The 16,653-nt window shown below is 44.6% G+C and carries 13 protein-coding genes; 11 read left to right on the forward strand and 2 right to left on the reverse strand.

The window, feature by feature from the left end:
- Nucleotides 1-2: 2 nt before the first annotated feature.
- From NST25_RS07100 to NST25_RS07130, 7 genes are read left to right on the forward strand one after another with little or no spacing between them, the layout of a single operon-like run.
- The gene (locus NST25_RS07100) at nt 3-2,141 is read left to right on the forward strand and encodes an FAD-dependent oxidoreductase (protein WP_081386478.1); all 2,139 of its coding nucleotides are present in this window, start codon (nt 3-5) and stop codon (nt 2,139-2,141) included.
- Between the two features lie 2 nt (nt 2,142-2,143).
- Complete coding sequence (locus NST25_RS07105; protein WP_076125325.1) at nt 2,144-3,505, forward strand: NADH-ubiquinone oxidoreductase-F iron-sulfur binding region domain-containing protein; 1,362 nt, start codon at nt 2,144-2,146, stop codon at nt 3,503-3,505.
- A 50-nt stretch (nt 3,506-3,555) separates the two neighbouring features.
- Nucleotides 3,556-3,999, forward strand: coding sequence for a hypothetical protein (locus tag NST25_RS07110; protein WP_076125323.1), 444 nt, complete (start codon nt 3,556-3,558; stop codon nt 3,997-3,999).
- Between the two features lie 40 nt (nt 4,000-4,039).
- The gene (locus tag NST25_RS07115; protein WP_076125321.1) at nt 4,040-5,008 is read left to right on the forward strand and encodes a 2-keto-3-deoxygluconate permease; all 969 of its coding nucleotides are present in this window, start codon (nt 4,040-4,042) and stop codon (nt 5,006-5,008) included.
- 10 nt (nt 5,009-5,018) lie between these two features.
- Complete coding sequence (locus NST25_RS07120) at nt 5,019-5,984, forward strand: flavodoxin family protein (protein ID WP_076125319.1); 966 nt, start codon at nt 5,019-5,021, stop codon at nt 5,982-5,984.
- A gap of 45 nt (nt 5,985-6,029) precedes the next feature.
- Complete coding sequence (locus tag NST25_RS07125) at nt 6,030-7,040, forward strand: 2-oxoacid:acceptor oxidoreductase family protein (RefSeq protein ID WP_340393616.1); 1,011 nt, start codon at nt 6,030-6,032, stop codon at nt 7,038-7,040.
- A 26-nt stretch (nt 7,041-7,066) separates the two neighbouring features.
- Nucleotides 7,067-9,373 carry a thiamine pyrophosphate-dependent enzyme gene (locus NST25_RS07130; RefSeq protein WP_340393618.1) on the forward strand — a complete coding sequence of 769 codons (2,307 nt, stop codon included), beginning with the start codon at nt 7,067-7,069 and terminating at the stop codon, nt 9,371-9,373.
- Nucleotides 9,374-9,698: 325 nt separating this feature from the next.
- On the opposite strand, the gene NST25_RS07135 is transcribed toward NST25_RS07130, so the two are convergent.
- Nucleotides 9,699-10,130, reverse strand: coding sequence for a hypothetical protein (locus tag NST25_RS07135; RefSeq protein WP_076125314.1), 432 nt, complete (start codon nt 10,128-10,130; stop codon nt 9,699-9,701).
- 341 nt (nt 10,131-10,471) lie between these two features.
- Here NST25_RS07135 and NST25_RS07140 point away from each other — a divergent pair, with 341 nt between their 5' ends.
- The 4 genes from NST25_RS07140 to NST25_RS07155 all read left to right on the forward strand — a co-directional run bounded on the left by NST25_RS07140 (nt 10,472) and on the right by NST25_RS07155 (nt 15,399).
- Nucleotides 10,472-11,209: a CPBP family intramembrane glutamic endopeptidase gene (locus NST25_RS07140; protein WP_076276587.1), complete on the forward strand. Its 738-nt coding sequence runs from the start codon at nt 10,472-10,474 to the stop codon at nt 11,207-11,209.
- Nucleotides 11,210-11,323: 114 nt separating this feature from the next.
- Nucleotides 11,324-12,475: a DUF4163 domain-containing protein gene (locus NST25_RS07145; RefSeq protein ID WP_076193514.1), complete on the forward strand. Its 1,152-nt coding sequence runs from the start codon at nt 11,324-11,326 to the stop codon at nt 12,473-12,475.
- Between the two features lie 397 nt (nt 12,476-12,872).
- The gene (locus NST25_RS07150) at nt 12,873-14,270 is read left to right on the forward strand and encodes an MATE family efflux transporter (RefSeq protein WP_340393622.1); all 1,398 of its coding nucleotides are present in this window, start codon (nt 12,873-12,875) and stop codon (nt 14,268-14,270) included.
- Nucleotides 14,271-14,592: 322 nt separating this feature from the next.
- A complete protein-coding gene (locus NST25_RS07155; RefSeq protein ID WP_340393625.1) occupies nt 14,593-15,399 on the forward strand; it encodes an ATP-binding protein in 807 nt (268 codons plus the stop codon).
- Nucleotides 15,400-15,501: 102 nt separating this feature from the next.
- On the opposite strand, the gene NST25_RS07160 is transcribed toward NST25_RS07155, so the two are convergent.
- Nucleotides 15,502-16,539, reverse strand: coding sequence for a LacI family DNA-binding transcriptional regulator (locus tag NST25_RS07160; RefSeq protein ID WP_076279555.1), 1,038 nt, complete (start codon nt 16,537-16,539; stop codon nt 15,502-15,504).
- Between the last annotated feature and the right edge of the window lie 114 nt (nt 16,540-16,653).

The following is a 16,653-nucleotide window of genomic DNA, read 5'->3' on the forward strand; positions in this document are numbered from 1 at the left end:
CGATGAAGGACGAACAAGTGACACTGGTGATTGACGGAAAGACCGTATCTGTGCGTACAGGTGGAACGATTCTAGAAGCTGCACTATCAAACGGTATCTATATCCCGAACCTCTGTTACCATGAGAATCTTCGTCACACTGCCTCCTGCCGACTCTGCATGGTGCGTCAGGAAGGGAAAAAGGGTGTCGTGGCTGCCTGTGCTGTAAAGGCGGAAGAAGGAATGGTCATTGACAGTAAGGATGCTCTCGCTGAAAACGTACGAAAGCTTTCTGTTGATTTAATGTTCAAAACACATCCAAGTGAGTGTACAGGCTGTCCAAAATTCGGACACTGCCAGTTCCAATCCATTTCCCAATTTGTCGGAGATACGGGGCGCCGCCTCCGGGCCAACCCGATCCGTATTGCTGAGGATGTCAGGAACCCGATTATTCTTCATGAAATGACCCGCTGTATTCTATGTGGAAGATGTGTGCGTGCATGTGAAGAGATGCGGGGTGTGGGAGCTATCCGCTTTGAGAAGGTTCAGGGCCGGTTGCAGGTTGTAGTAGATGGTAATTCCCTGCAGGATGCAGATTGCCGCTTTTGCAGTGCTTGTGTAGAGGTATGCCCCACAGGAGCTATTCGTGAACACGAGGCCATTACGCAGAAGATGACTGGAAAGTCCCGTACAGATGCCCTGGTTCCATGCCGGGCGGCTTGTCCTGCCCATATTGATATACCCAAATATCTGCGGTTCATACGGGAAAAAAATTATCCGGCTGCGGCTGCCGTCATGCGCGAAAAAGTACCGTTTCCCCACGCGCTCGGGTACATATGCACCCATCGCTGCGAATTGGAGTGTAAACGTAATTTTCTCAATGAACCGGTGGCCATACGTGACCTGAAACGCCATGCCTGCGAGCATGATGACGGTAGTTGGAAAACTCGTTCTTTCCAAAAATCGGCCACTGGCAAAAAGGTCGCTATTATTGGTGCAGGTCCTGCTGGTCTGACGGCTGCCATGTACCTTGCAAAGCTAGGTCATGAGATAACTATTTATGAAGAACGCCAAAAGGCTGGCGGTATGATGCAATACGGGATTCCACAGTATCGTCTTCCCCGGGAGATCGTTGACCGAGAAATCGGCATGATCCTGGAGTTGGGTGTGAAATTACAGACCGGTGTTCGGATTGAATTTCCGGCCTCCCTGATCTCAGAAGGATTTGATGCTGTTTTGGTAGCCGTAGGGGCTCATAAGGGAGCGCGTCTGCCACTGAAGGGCGCCGGGCTGGAAGGCGTATATACGAATATTGAATTTCTGCGCCAGACGGCAGAGGGGGAGGCTCCGACTGTCGGTAAGAACGTAATTATTCTGGGTGGGGGAAACGTTGCCTTGGACTGTGCAGGAATCGCAAAACGGTTTGGCGCGGAAACCGTTCATCTGGCTTGCCTTGAAAGCCGAAATAAGATGACCGCATCTCCTGAAGAGCTTCGCTGGGCTGAAGAAGAGGGAGTGCTGGTGCATAACAGCCGAACGTTTCTCGCCATTAACGGCAGCGGCGACGGTAAAGTGAACGGGCTGCGGATGGCAGAAGTGAAAGGCTTCCAGTTTGATGAGAATGGCAGGAGTGTCATTGATCTTATACCTGGCAGCGAAACGATACTCCCGGTTGATACAGTGATTTTTGCAGTAGGTCAAGGACCTGATTTGGTAGAGGGCTGTGGGTTAGCCCTTGGTCGTGGCAGCCGCATTGTTGTCGAAGCGAATAGCTGTGCTTCAAGCATTCCCGGTATTTTCGCAGCCGGAGACTGTGTAACAGGCACAGATTCAGTTATTCGTGCCATAGCAGGGGCGCGCCTGGCTGCTTCAGAGATGGACCGGTTTCTCGGCGGGGACGGCAATATTGAGGAAAATCTTTCACCGGAGCAGGCGGTTTGCCCGAGAATTGGTGCAATTAAAGGCATGAGTGATAGAAAGCGAAAGAAAACACAGATTGTTGCGCCAGAGGAGCGTTGCCAATGCTTTGATCCGATGGATCTGGGTTATTCTGAGGCGCAAGTACCGGATGAGGCGCAACGTTGTCTGCAGTGTGATCTGCGACTAGAAATAGCTGCGCAAAAATTTTGGAATGATTATTCGAGTGTTGCCAGAGGTGAATAAAGATGCCACATGAAGTCAGCCGAACTCCCCATTTTCTGTCGCCTTTCCCGAATGCTGAAGAGCCTGCTATTCAGGAGCTTTTGGAGAATAGGCTAGCAATTTCAGCTTCGGACGCGGCAGTAAGAATTAGAGCACTTGCATTGACGGATAAACAAGGAGTGCTTCTCGATGAACGTTTATCCGCAATCAATCCAGATGACGGGAGACCCGTATTAATCTGCTCTCTCGCACAGGAGTTAGATGGATTCACGGACTTTATTCTTGCGCATGTCGCGAGTCGAATAGCAGCAGGGCTGGCAATGGCTGCGAAGATTTGCATGGATTGTGAGATTCTGATCTATGCCGAGACAGAGGCGCAAGCTGAGATGTTGGCGGCACCGCTGCGTGAGATAGCTCCGGCCTCGCTTATATCAGTGAAGTACGGACCGGCTTCTCCTGTCCTGCGGGAAGAAACAGCATTATACAATGCCATAGACAATGGTGTAATACGTTGTGACTTATGGGTGAAAAGCTTCAGTGCCGAAGGCTGGCAAGGGAGACCTACCTTCCTGCTGGATGTGGAGACTGCGTACTGGATTTACGAAGGTGTAAGCAGTTCCCGCCGTCAGGAGAAATTAATAATGATTACAACAGATGAGAGAACCAGGGTTGTGGCAGTTGCACTTGGCACCCCTGTGTCTGCTCTGTTAGAGGAGCTTGAACTTGCGCCAGCCAAGCCCCTGCTGCTGGGTGGCATGCTCGGGCACTTCGCATCGGCTCCGGCCTTAACTTCGGAATTCATAAGCTATGATTCTGTTTATGACAGTATCCGAATCTTTACCGACAAGCACTGTATGGCAACTATCGCCAAAGGGTTACTTAGCGCTGCAGCGGAGACATCCTGTGGAAAATGTGTGATTTGCCGTGAGGGGAGCTGGCAACTCAAAGCAGTCTTCACTGATGTTACCGAAGGGCGAGCAAAAAAAGAGGATCTTGATTTAGTAACAGATATTGGCGAATTAATCGGAGCAGGATCTTTTTGCGCATTTGGAAGAAATATGGTGGGGCCGGCGTTATCTGCTGTTGCCTGCTCCCGTCTTGATCTTGAAGCCCATATTGTACGCAAGACCTGTCCGGCTTCGGTGTGTACCCATTTTCTTGCCTATGTCATTGATCCGAAATTATGCAGCGGCTGCGGGGAATGTCTTGATGTCTGCCCGGAAAATGCAATCCAAGGGAAATCAGGCTATATCCATATGATCGATCCGGCGATTTGTGAAAAATGCGGAAGGTGTACGGAAGTCTGTGAAGAGAATGCGATTGTCACTGCATCTGGTCGCATCCGTGTCCCCAAACAGCTGACCAGGGTGGGCAGATTCAAGTAAGTAACAGAAAAATGGAAAGAGCATGCCATATCGGCTGCGGGTGCAGGAAAATGAGTAAGACATATTCTTTGTATTTTAAGCTTGTGTTGAATCTTCCCTCTGCGGCGGCGATGTCGCTTGCAGCTTCCCTGATGAATGAGGGGATTAATGGACGAACATGGGTGTTCACCCTGGTTGGTTTCTCGCTGGCTTGTCTTATTAACGATTTTATTCCCTTGATGAGGATTAGCGACTGGTTTACGGGGCTTTTTGCTCTAAAGAAGGATTTACTGGCGGGTCAATGTGTCGGCTGTCTGCTAATAAACTTCATTCCTGTAACTGTAATCAGCGGAGTGATGGCTCTGCTTGGCACATCAAACCTGTCAGGCTTTCTCACCTCATTTACTGGGAATTATCCGGTGCTTTATTTGGTTTCCTATCTAATGACCATGATCATGACACCTCTAGCCAAAGCTGCCGGGAATAAAGCATGCGCAAGAGTAACAGTCAGATAGAGGAAGGACACGATTACTTGGAAGAAGGGAATCGCCGTACATGAAAATATTAGAGAGAATACAGGGAATATCAGGCGGAATGATGCTGCTTCCTATGGGAATCGCTGCAATAATGCATACTTTTTATCCGAGAACCTTGATGGTTGGCAATCCGTCCACTGCTGTATTTTCGAATGCGGGAACGATGACGATCGTGGGAATTCTGCTAGTATTCTGTGGTATTCAGTTCAAACCTCAACAGCTTGTGACAACTCTGCGGCGGGGCGGCATACTAGTTGCGGTAAAACTTGTTCTTAGTGTTGTTTTTGGGATCGTTGTTATGAAGCTTTTCGGTTTGGCGGGTTTTGGAGGAATCTCTACCCTGGCACTTGTGGCTTGCATCACTAGTTGCAATCCCGGCATGTACCTCGCGCTGATGGAGAATTATGGTGATGACACTGACATTTCTGCGTTTGCTCTGCTGAACCTTATCGGGCTACCGTTCATACCCGTCTGTATTCTTGGTTTCTCTTCCGGAAATGGGATTGACGCTCGAAGCATCATGGCTACTTTAATTCCGTTTGTAGTCGGATTTCTTCTGGGTATGTTTGATCCTGCTGTTCGTAATTTTTCCAAATCAGGGACCTCACTTATGGTGCCTTTTCTGGGGTTTTGCCTTGGGGCGAATATCGATCTCAAGAGCGCACTCAGCTCATGTGGGCTGGGGCTGATTTTGTTCTTGATCTTTACCTTGATTAATAACATCCCCATGTTGTTAGTTGACCGATTCTGTCTGAAACAAGACGGGCATGCTTCTGCGGCGATTTGTTGTGTAGCCGGGTTATCCATAACGGTACCTCAACTTATGGCAGAGGTCGATCAGGCATATCTGCCTTATGTTGAGAGTGCCCGCGCACAAATTGCATTCGCAGTTGTTGCCAGTGCAATTGTCACTCCAGTTCTTGTGAAAAAGCTGAAACGATCTCGTGGATCAGTTTCTGAAAATATGCTTAACAAATTCGAATTGTAGGAGGCTACTAATGAAAATTTTAGGGATCAGTTGCGGAAGAAGAATGAGCAATTCAGAAATCCTTGTTAAAGAAGCTTTAATGGGTGCTGAGGAGCTTGGTGCCGAAGTAGAACTTGTGCGTCTTAATGATTTACATATTAAACCTTGCACCGGTTGTAATGCTTGTGTAGTGAGTCTGCTTGAAAAGTGTGGCTCAGGAGACTGTGTGATAAAGAATGATGACTATGGATTTATTGATGAAAAATTAATGGAATGCGACGGATTAATCTTGAGCTCAGCCATTTATGAAAAGAGTCCTAACGGATTATTGAAGATTCTGAATGACCGGATGGGGCCTTCTCATGACATTGCTTTCCGGATGATTGCCAAGAAGCAACGCGAGGAAAGAGGGATTACTACCGGCAAAGGCCCGGATGAAAGAAGCTTTAAAACAAGAGTAGCTTCTCTTATTGCTGTAGGAGGAAGTGAGTGGGACACACTCGCATTGCCGATGCTCCACCTTTTTACGTTGCCGATGCAAATTAATGTAATAGATAAAATGCTGGTCAATTGGGTTGGCTTACCTGGAGCAGTTGTGTTCAGGGAGGAAGAACTTAAGAGAGCAAGACAATCCGGTCGTCATGTGGCTGAAACACTCATGAATCCAGATACGGAAGCGAAGTATATTGGCGAACCTGGTTTATGTCCAATCTGTCATTCCAAACTCATAGAAATCAGAAATCATGATGATAATTACCCAGCAATATGTGGAATTTGCGGGGTCAGGGGGACTCTGGAGGTGGAAGACGGTAAAGTAAGATTTGATATCGCCGAGGAAGATAGAGCACATTCCCATGTTCTAATCTCCGGAAAGCTTGGCCACGCAGATGAATTATATCAAGTTTCTTTAAAACGTAATCCAAAGGCTGACGAATTGCCTGAACGGTTGAAGAAGTACAAAAATTATTTAGCTTATTCCAGACCTGAACGGGATTAATGCTCGCAAGAGTATTACTAGTCTTCTAGTGAAAGGAGTTCATTTATGATTGAATTACCACGAATTAACGATCTCGGATTTTTTGAAATTCGACTGGAGTCTATTGGAGGCTTGGGAGCTAACCTGGCGGGTAAAATGCTCGCAGAAGCGGGAGTCGTCGGAGCGGGGCTGAACGGCGTAAGCTTCTCGTCTTATGGATCAGAGAAAAAGGGCTCTGCTGTAAAGGCCCACATCCGCTTCTGTGATTTAAACACGCATATCCGTGATACTTCGCCGGTAGAGCGTCCCCATGTGGTTGGGGTGTTCCACGAAGCGCTTGTCAAGACCGTTAATGTCACCAGCGGGATTAATGAAGACAGCACTGTTCTTGTGAACTCGGCCAAGACGCCGGAAGAACTCAAAGAGCTGCTGAAGATGAAAGCCGGAACCATTGCTGTGATCGACGCGACAAGCATCGCACTGAAAGAGAAAAACCGTGTAAACATGGCGATGCTGGGTGCCCTGTTCCGGCTCTGCCCATTCCTGGTTGCTGAAACGATGAAGGGCGTTATTGAGAAATCGCTCGGCAAAAAATATCCGCAGGCTGTACAATCGGCTATTACGACTTTTGAGCGCGGCTACAATGAAGTGAAGTTTATGCACTTCGAGCTGGAGGCAGGGGACAGCATGCCTGAATATGTGCGTTCCGACATTTCGCCGTTTGGCTATGAAACTCAGCCTATAGGCGGTACGATCATCAATCCGGGAAGTAGCTTCCTCAAGAACCTGAGCATTTCCCGTTCCGGAATGATTCCGGCTTATGAAAATGAGTCCTGCATTAACTGTGCACAGTGTGACACCGTCTGCCCTGACCAGTGTTTTGTGTGGGAAGAACGGCTTGACCGCAAGGGGCGCTCACAGATGTTCCTGCGGGGCATCGATTATCAATATTGCAAGGGTTGCCTGAAATGCGTAGGCGCCTGCCCGACCTCGGCACTCTCAAGCATGCGCGAGAAGGAAGGCTATGCCGACAGCCATACAGTGCATCATCCATTCGATCTCATCACGAAAGCGTAAATCTGGTTAGAAAGGCGGAATGAACAATGGCTATTGATTATGAAAAAGAAATAGGTTCTGCCAAAGTAGAACAGAAATTCCTATATGAATCAGGCAATGAGATGGCGGCCTATGCTGCGCATCAGATCAACTATCATGTCATGGGGTATTTCCCGATCTCGCCATCGACAGAGGTTGCCCAATTCCTCGATACGATGAAAGCCAGCGGCCAGCATGACATTATGCTCGTGCCCTCAGATGGTGAGCACAGCTCGGCAGGTATCTGTTATGGCGCTTCTACAGCCGGCGGACGCGTATTTAACGCCACCAGTGCGCAAGGCTACATGTACATGCTTGAGCAGCTGCCTGTACAAGCCGGTACGCGGATGCCCATGGTTATGAACCTGATTTGCCGCTCCATCTCCGGACCGCTGAACATTCACGGGGACCACTCCGATTTGTATTTTGCACTCAATACCGGCTGGCCGATTCTGATGTGCCGTGACCCGCAGTCGGTCTACGACATGAATCTGATGGCACTGAAGCTGGCTGAGCATGTCAAAGTCCGCCTGCCGGTTATGGTAGCTTCGGACGGATATTTCACTTCTCACCAGAAGCGCCGCGTACAGGCTTTTGCGCACCGCGCAGATGTGCATAAATTCGTAGGCGAACAGCCGCCAGCCGGCTCAACCGATACCCTTGACCGCAACAATCCGGTTACTGTTGGTCCTTACATGAATGAACCGGATTATATCAATAATCGCTATCAGCAGTCTGTGGCCATGTACAATGCCGGTGAAGTGTTCGAAGAGATCGCTCAGGAATTTGCTGATCTGACCGGACGCCATTATGAGGTGATTGAGCAGTACCGGATGGGGGATGCCGATGTGGCTGTCTTCCTGATGAATTCCGCGTCCGAGATCATTAAGGATGTTGTGGATCAGTTGCGACTGCAGGGAGTCAAAGCCGGAGCGATTTCACCGAACATGATCCGTCCGTTCCCGCAGAAGCAGATCGCGGAAGCACTGAAGAATGTCAAAGCCATTACTGTTGGTGACCGTGCGGATTCCTTCGGCGGACACGGCGGCAACATGGTTAACGAAATCAAGGCAGCGCTGTTCACTTACGGGAATACAACGACTAAAGTCATCAGCCGGATTTACGGATTAGGCGGCAAGGACTTCTATGCTGAAGATGGCCATCATTTCTTCCAGCTGGCGTTGGATGCTGTTGTTGCTGACCGTGTTGAAGTACCGTTTGATTACTACGGCCACAATCCTGGTGAACCGGAAAAGGCACCGCAGCGCCTGCTTAAGCCGATGAATTTCGATTTGTTGAAGACGGGCCTCATTACTGTTACTAAAAATGAAGAAACCGGAAAGCTGGCCGTGAAGATTCCCCCGATCCGCAGTTTGATGAAGAAACCAAGACGCCTGGCTCCGGGTCACGGCACATGCCCGGGCTGCGGGATTTTCTCGGGTCTTGAGCTGTTCTTCAGGGGAATTGAAGGAGATATCGTTGCGCTGTACCATACAGGATGCGCAATGGTTACAACAAACGGCTATCCTTATTCGTCGCACAAGTCAACGTTCATCCATAACCTTTTCCAGAACGGTGCGGCTACGTTGTCCGGGGTGGTAGAAATGTTCTGGGAACGCAAACGCCGCGGAGAGCTGGATGGACTGGGCCTGAGGAATGACTTTACTTTCGTTATGGTAACAGGCGACGGAGGTATGGATATCGGGATGGGACCAGCCATTGGTGCTGCACTGCGCGGACATAAAATGATTATCATCGAGTATGATAATGAAGGTTATATGAACACTGGTGCACAGCAGTCTTATTCAACACCGCTCGGTCACCGGACTTCTACTTCAAGCATCGGCAAGACCCAGCAGGGTAAAGTCACCCAGCATAAAGATACTGCCCAGATCATGGCAGCCACTAATATTCCTTATGTATTCACCGGCTGTGAAGCCTACCCGCAGGATCTGCTCAAAAAAGCAGCTAAGGCCCAATGGTACGCGCAGAATGAAGGTCTGGTCTACGGCAAGATTCTGATTGCCTGCCCGTTGAATTGGATGACCGAAGACAAGGATGGGACGGATATTGTATCCTTGGCGGTTGAATCCTGCTTCTTCCCGCTGTATGAAGTGGAACAAGGCACAACGACCATTACGTACAATCCGGAGAACAAGGACAAACGTATTGAAGTCTCTGCCTGGCTGAAGACGATGGGTAAGACCCGCCATCTGCTCAAGCCTGAGAACGAACCGGCTCTGCGCAGCTTTGAGAGCGAAGTTCAGCGCCGCTGGAGTCGTCTCAAAGCGAAACACGAGCATTCTGAATTGTAAATATAGTTTTTTAAACATTACACTTATCGATATTTTGATTCGGAAGTGGATGATTTGCTCAAGGGAGTATATCTGAAGATCGAGAAGAGCGGATACAGCGGGAGATAGCGAAGGAGCTGGGGATCTCACGGAGTTATGTTTCGAGAGTGAATTTAAGAAACAAAGTCTGGGAATAGATTAATACCTGTGAGGACAGGGGATTCGTCGGTTTACGTTACTTTATTTATATAGTGTAGAAGTTAAAAATCATGATAAAGAAGCAACTTATCTGCGGATAAGTTGCTTTTTGACGATACGTCATTCTTTAGCTAATTCGGCTCTTTTATTATTCAGAGCGGTTCTGCTCAATCATTAGATTGTACCTCTTCACAAGCAGCTTGTTGAAAAAATAAAAACATAACCCGTTAAGCAATCCTATTACGGTTGAACTGAATGCCGAGATTAGATATCCTTCATTTTCTACATTTGAAACAAGATTAATGACAATAATTGAAAGAATTAGACTGAAAGCAAAACCTCCCAAGGAGAAATATAACAAATTGAGTAGAAAAACTCCTCTTCGCTTCTTAATCAAGCTTTCAATAAAATCATTTAAATAGATAATAAGTAAAATACCATAAACTAATAATAGGGCAATAAGCCCATAGAAACCAGCAGGTGGTGGCTTATCCGCAAGAGCAAAAAAGATGACAGTCCAAAAAAAGAAGAATGTGAAGAAATTTATTGTTTTAATTTTTTTTAACAGCTTCAGGTCCATAACATTGGTAAACCTCGCTTTTTAGTTTTTTAACAAGAGAACTGTTTATTCTATTATTACCTGTCTATTTTATCAAAACAACATAATTATTTCTGAAATAGATTCATTTTTTTAAACATTTTCATGAATTTGCAAAATTAAGTGATGAATTAATTTCAGTTTATTAAAAACTTGTGTAAATATTGTAATTATTTTCTGAAAAAATTGTAAATGTTTCAGAAAAAAATGGGAGTATAGTGTGATAGTACAAAAAACAGCTGACTGTATTTCTATTCTCCGCATCATTGGTTTTAGTATTCAGAGAGTATAGCTTTTCATTATTTTCAGGAAGGATTTGATTAATGATGAGTAAAAGTAATTTTTTTAGATTTGAGCGTAAAAATGATGATTTTCCGTTCTACAGTGAACTGCAATCCCCTACTCTAAATTTGAAAACCAGCCTAATATTTCTGATAGCTGTTGCTGCAGGTTTTGCATTGTTTCTTATTGGGTTTGGAGGTACTTATGGACATCCTTTTATAAATGTGATTTTCCCATTAGCAGCAGTTATCTTTGTTGCACGGAGTCAGTGGACATTACTTTTCAGAAAATTAGTTGCTAAAGATATTATATTAATTCTTGGGACGTACATTGTAAATCTTATTGTGACCTATGGTGTTGGTTTTATTATTACGAAATTATTTAATTTTAGTGCAAATCCAGTGAGTGAAGGATTCAATGGTAATTTTTCCGATACAATTACGACGTTCCTGACAATGCTCCCGATGCTGTTTGGAGAAGAATTAATAACGATCCTTCCATTCTTAGTCATTTTGTACTTAGGAGTAAAAAAACTTAAACTGAACAGAAAGTCTGCGATTATCTTAGCGTGGATTGTAGTATCCATTATTTTTGGCGCATACCATTTACCAACTTATAATTGGAATATTGCACAAGCCATTCTCGGTATCGGCATTGTACGGATTGTTCTGCTCTATCCATACATTAAGACTAAAAACATTTGGACATCGTTTATAGTGCATGTGCTAAATGACTGGACACTTTTTGGATTTGCCTTAATGGTTTCAATGCATCATTGATTAGCGAATTCCATGTAAAAATTGTAATCTTTTTCTGAAAATACTGTAAACCATCCGGGAAATGACGGGATTATAGTGTGATAGTAAGAAAATGACTAAAAGGGGATCTTCAAAATGGAAACTCAAGTTAAAAAATTCACAACTAAAAAGCGGATGTCCGTACTTCTATTGTCAGCAGCACTGGCTGCAGTTGGCACAGCGGCGGCTTTACCCGTGTCTGTCGGATCAGTTCATGCTGCAGCCACTACTGCAACAATAACCTCCAGGGTGAATGTCCAGGTTAAAGGTAAAGCAATCGGGACTCAGGCTTTCCTAAGCCCATTAGGTAATACACTCATTCCGCTTAAAGACGCAGCGCAAGCATTAGGCGCAGCTGTTAAATACGATAACAAAAATCATAGTGTAGAGCTTACCCTGGGAGAGAATACTGTAAATTATTCACTGGATATCGACAGTGCACTTGTAAAGTTAAATGGAAGCGGTCTGGGACAAAGATACGAAGCTCAGGTAATCGGAGGAACTTCTTTTGTTGCAGTGCAAGCCTTGGTTGAACCTTTCGGATATTTGGCCCAATGGAACGGACAAACCCGTACTGTCAATATCACGAATGCAGGAATGAATGAACTGACTATAACTGCCGGTAAACTCCAGTCTTCTAATTCCCATAAGGATGTAACCATCAATATCGTATATCCAGTTGTATCGCAGCTTGCGAATCAAAATGCCGAAGCGGCAATTAATAAAGCGGTGAAAGCTCAGGCACAGAAGTTTCTAGATGCCTCGGAAAAACAACTGGCTAAGTCTGGTGCTCCAGCGGAAGGAGCGACATACGATTTCGAACTGGCCTACAAGGTGACTTACAATCAAAATGGAGTGATTAGCTTCCTGCTTACCAATTATCAATACCTCGGCGGAGCTCATGGAGGCGGCTCACAAACAGGTCTTACTTACTCTCTGCAGGATGGTACGACAATGAAGCTGGGAGATTTGCTGAAATCCAATAGCAATTACAGTCAGGTTATTAAGAAATCACTTCAAGAACAAGTCCAAAAAGGTACTGAGTCTTCTATCTACTCTATTGACCTGTTCAATAAGTTAACTAAAGATTCTAATGCATACCTGGATAACTTCTACTTGACTAATGCAGGATTCACTGTGTTTTTTGTTCCAGGTGATATAGCAGAAAGTGTTGTAGGCAGTCCTGAATTCAAATTCACATGGGCTCAGTTCCTTTCGAATAATGCGGATCCGTTCGCTGCTTATTAGGTCGGTTTTTGACTTCAATCGTTTTTTTTCATCGTTACTTTATCACAAAAGAGTTTTTTTAAAAGCAACTTGCCAACTGGGAAGTTGCTTTTTTTGTTGAGTTAAGTAGGGAAGACTAAATGATTGCCTAGCATTCAAAATTGACCATGTACCGGAAACTTGCGGAGCCGCGACCACTCCTGCTGCAGTTTTTTAATAGGAATGGAAATGAGAGGGGGCTATTCCGGGGAGATTTATATTAATTCAAAGATAAAATCCTATATGAGATAGAAACAATCCTTTTTGCGGTAGTTGCTAGCCAACATGTCTTATAGACTAGTTAATGCAAGGAGTCCCGTATAATTTTTGAACGACGACTTTGCATATTCAGTCAAAAGAAGGAGAGAAAATTCATATTATGAACACAGTAACACAGATAAAAAACAGCAAAGACAAGCAGACGCATTTTATTCTCAACGGTAATCTTTGGAATATTATGGTCCAGTTATCATGGCCCGCTATCATCGCAATGGTCCTCTATGGCTTAAATGCGGTTATTGCCGCTGTATTTGTGGGAAGGTTTGTCGGAGAGGAAGCACTGGCTGGGGTTTCGGTAGCTTATCCATTAACCCAGATCAGCTTGGGACTGGGCTCCTTGATTGGGGTGGGTGCCGGTTCTGCTTTAAGTTTAGCCCTCGGCAGGCAGGACAAAGAAATGCAGAAGCGTTTGATGGGGAATGTTAATTATCTGTCCATCCTTGTAACGCTTGTCTATATGGTATTGGGTTTGCTTTTCTCTACACAGCTGGTGCGAATCATGGGAGGAGAAGGGGAAACTCTGGCTCTTGGAGACAGCTATTTTAGAATTACGGTGATTGGTTCATTTTTCTGGATTTATGGACTGGCTGCCAACATGATTGTACGTGCCGAAGGGAAAATGAAATCGGCAGCCGTGGTAATGGGCATTGGACTGGCAGTTGATGTATTGTCCAATTATATTCTGGTAGCCTGGCTGGATTTTGGAGTAGAGGGAGCTGCCTGGGCTACAAATATCGGGATGCTGGTCTACACCTTGCTGGGATGGATTTATTTTGGCAAAGGATTTGCCTCATTCCGAACGAATGTCTTTGCAATCTATCGGGATGCTGCCACAATCAAATCCATAATTGGTCTGGGAATGTCCTCTTTCATTATGAACTTTATGAATCTGGTACAGGCTGTTGTAGTATTTAATGCACTGTCGAGATATGGGACTACAGCAGATATTGCATTTTATGGAGTGGTTTTTCGTGTATTCACCTTCCTGTTGACGCCGATATTCGGATTAATGCGCGCCTTGCAGCCAGTCATCGGCATAAATTTTGGAGCAGAACAGTATGAGCGCGCCATCAAAGCCTATAAAATATTCACACTCGTTTCCATGCTGCTGACTTTGCCTTTCTGGATAATTTCCATGATCTCGCCGGCTTCCATTCTGGGGCTGGTGCTGCCGGATCAAATCTTTAAGACCAGCGAAATGTTATATTTCCGTTTGAACATGGCGGTTCTGCCGTTATTGTCGCTCATTTTTATGGCCATGACCTTTTTCCCTGCGATTAATAAAGGGAAGCCGGCAGCCGTTATCGGCATCACCAGACAACTTGTTTTTTATGTGCCAGTGATGCTTGTTTTGCCAAGATGGTTAGGCGTCTCCGGAGTATATTGGGGTTCGCTTGTAATTGATTCTGTGGTTGTAGTGTGGACGGTAATCCTGGTAACTAAGGAATTCACCCGGCTCAGAGCTAAGTCCAAGCTAGCCAGGACTTACAATATGTGAAGGCAAGATGCTGGAACTTCTGCTTTGCCTGGATGGCCGATTTAATAGATATACCCTAAAAGAGCCTTGGAATTATAAAGGCTCTTTTTTGTGCTACTGGTTGACATTATAAACAAAAAGAAAGTATGATATTTTAAATCGTAATAATTACGAATAAAAACAATGTGTATTTGAATTGATTTGTGGATAATGAATGGTCACAAGCGGACTCTATCGTTCCTCACGAGAACTTCGAGCGGCAATTAGAGCAGGTTGAACTGGATTCAGAAAGGATCTTTTGGATTTCTTGAAAATAACCATTTTAAAGGAGCTTCAATAAATAATGAATAAAAGCAGCACCAATCAACGTCTACCCAGAGCAAAAGGGATTGATATGGGTACCTATTATACACCCAAAGAATGTGCCAAAAAGGTTAGACATCTGATCCTACCCGATATGAATCGAAAGATTGTCGAAGAATTCATCACAATCTTAGGTATGAGGGAAAGATTTGAAGAGCATCGAGTTCCCATTCCCAATAAAGTGGTTATGTATGGTCCACCGGGCACAGGGAAAACACTGACGGCATTTTATATGGCTCAAATGCTGGAGCTTCCACTTATCCTGGTTCGACTTGATGCAATTATTCACAGCCATTTGGGCGAGACTGGAAGTAATATCCGGAAAATATTTGAGTATGCCAAAGCATCTCCTTGTGTTCTTTTCCTGGATGAGTTTGATGCCATTGCAAGAACACGGGAGAGTAATGACGAGGTTAAAGAAATGGCTCGTGCGGTGAATACACTGCTGCAATGTCTCGATGATTTTGGTGACAATAGCATTTTTGTAGCAGCGACGAATCTAGAAAATGAACTGGATAGAGCTATTTGGCGAAGGTTTGATACAAAAATGATTTATGCTAACCCGGATGAATCAAGTAGGCGTCAATATGTCGAACTGTTAATTAATGACTTTGAAAGTGAAGCTGGGTTGATGGACGAGGCATGTGAACGTCTTTCCGGTTGCAGTTTTGCTGATATTGAACAAATTGTCCTGAAAGCGAAACGTAAGGCGATCATAGAGCATTGTCTGCTAAAAAGTGAGCATATTGTTCTTTCTTATGAAGAATACAATCCTTCCTTGAACTAATTGTGGGATTATAAATACAGGAAATTGTAATTGGAACAATTCAACGAAAAAAAAGAACCCAAGCGACGGAATTTTTAATCGCTTGGGTTCTTTTTAAATTCATCAACTGATATTAGGTGTAGATTCTCTTAGGATGAGTTTGGTATAAATATGAGAAACCTGATAGGGTTGCTTCGGATCATGAATTCGGGAAAGTAGCATTTCAGCTGCTTTGACACCCATCTGATTACTATAAATATGAACAGTGGTGAGATGGGGTTCTACAATGCTTGATTCAGGACCATTATCAAAACCACAAATGACGAGGTCATTAGGAATGGAAAGCATATTTTTGAGTGACTTCATAAAGGTAACCGCAATATAATCGTTAGCACACACGAAAGCAGAAGGAAGCTGATTGATTTGGCTTAGCTTAGCATCTGCCCACTCCGGACTCGAAAAAAATAGTCGATCGTCATCGAGAATACATTGTGAGAGATCGAGATGAATCCCAGATTCTATCAATGCGCGATTAAAGCCCACCCATCTTTCATTAAAACTCCTACAGTGATTATAGTCCCCGATGAACCCCAGTGATGTGTAACCGCCATCAATTAACTTTTTTGTAAGTTGATATGTGCTGTGTTCGTTTTCCATGAGAAGTACATCTGCTTGGAATTCAGGGTAGCAGATATCGGCAGAGCAGTCGATGAAAATAGTTGGAATGCCTAGACTTGTAATCAGCTTACTATATTCGGAATTGAACAACTCAATACAAATAATTCCGTCTACATTGGCGACATCAAAATTATTTGGAAGAGACAAGGACTCCTGATCAATGTCTCTTATAATGTGCATGGATAAATTATATCCTTCTGCACTGATTCGTTTCTCCATGCCACTGATCAGTTTCGATCCAAAGTGGGAAGTGTTAGGTAAGTTTTCTGTTAATAAAGCGATATTTCCAGAGTTTCTTGGTTGAACACTCTCGGTGTCCATAAAAGCAAATTGTTTATATTTTAACTCTATCGCTTTCTTTATAACCTTGTTTCTAGTTTCATCAGGTATACCATTCGTTCCATTTAAGGCTTTGGAAGCTGTATTTCTAGAGATTCCTAAAGCATCCGCGATGTCTTGTATGGTTACTTTTTCCCTGGCCATCTATGTAATTCACCTCTATATTCTTGTTCTTAACCTTCGCCACAAATAGTGTACTGTTTGGCATGATTCCAACTCTCTTTAATGTATATTAGTTTACTCAAAATAGCAATATGA

This window comes from Paenibacillus sp. FSL E2-0190 (assembly GCF_037992965.1).
Lineage (GTDB): Bacteria > Bacillota > Bacilli > Paenibacillales > Paenibacillaceae > Paenibacillus_AQ > Paenibacillus_AQ odorifer.

Excerpts from the sequence above, each read along its gene's own strand:
- NST25_RS07130 (WP_340393618.1), top strand. The coding sequence starts at position 7,067 with ATGGCTATTGATTATGAAAAAGAAATAGGTTCTGCCAAAGTAGAACAG.
- NST25_RS07105 (WP_076125325.1), top strand. The coding sequence starts at position 2,144 with ATGCCACATGAAGTCAGCCGAACTCCCCATTTTCTGTCGCCTTTCCCG.
- NST25_RS07135 (WP_076125314.1), bottom strand. The coding sequence starts at position 10,130 with ATGGACCTGAAGCTGTTAAAAAAAATTAAAACAATAAATTTCTTCACA.
- NST25_RS07120 (WP_076125319.1), top strand. The coding sequence starts at position 5,019 with ATGAAAATTTTAGGGATCAGTTGCGGAAGAAGAATGAGCAATTCAGAA.
- NST25_RS07150 (WP_340393622.1), top strand. The coding sequence starts at position 12,873 with ATGAACACAGTAACACAGATAAAAAACAGCAAAGACAAGCAGACGCAT.
- NST25_RS07100 (WP_081386478.1), top strand. The coding sequence starts at position 3 with ATGAAGGACGAACAAGTGACACTGGTGATTGACGGAAAGACCGTATCT.
- NST25_RS07140 (WP_076276587.1), top strand. The coding sequence starts at position 10,472 with ATGATGAGTAAAAGTAATTTTTTTAGATTTGAGCGTAAAAATGATGAT.
- NST25_RS07145 (WP_076193514.1), top strand. The coding sequence starts at position 11,324 with ATGGAAACTCAAGTTAAAAAATTCACAACTAAAAAGCGGATGTCCGTA.
- NST25_RS07125 (WP_340393616.1), top strand. The coding sequence starts at position 6,030 with ATGATTGAATTACCACGAATTAACGATCTCGGATTTTTTGAAATTCGA.
- NST25_RS07160 (WP_076279555.1), bottom strand. The coding sequence starts at position 16,539 with ATGGCCAGGGAAAAAGTAACCATACAAGACATCGCGGATGCTTTAGGA.
- NST25_RS07110 (WP_076125323.1), top strand. The coding sequence starts at position 3,556 with ATGAGTAAGACATATTCTTTGTATTTTAAGCTTGTGTTGAATCTTCCC.
- NST25_RS07115 (WP_076125321.1), top strand. The coding sequence starts at position 4,040 with ATGAAAATATTAGAGAGAATACAGGGAATATCAGGCGGAATGATGCTG.
- NST25_RS07155 (WP_340393625.1), top strand. The coding sequence starts at position 14,593 with ATGAATAAAAGCAGCACCAATCAACGTCTACCCAGAGCAAAAGGGATT.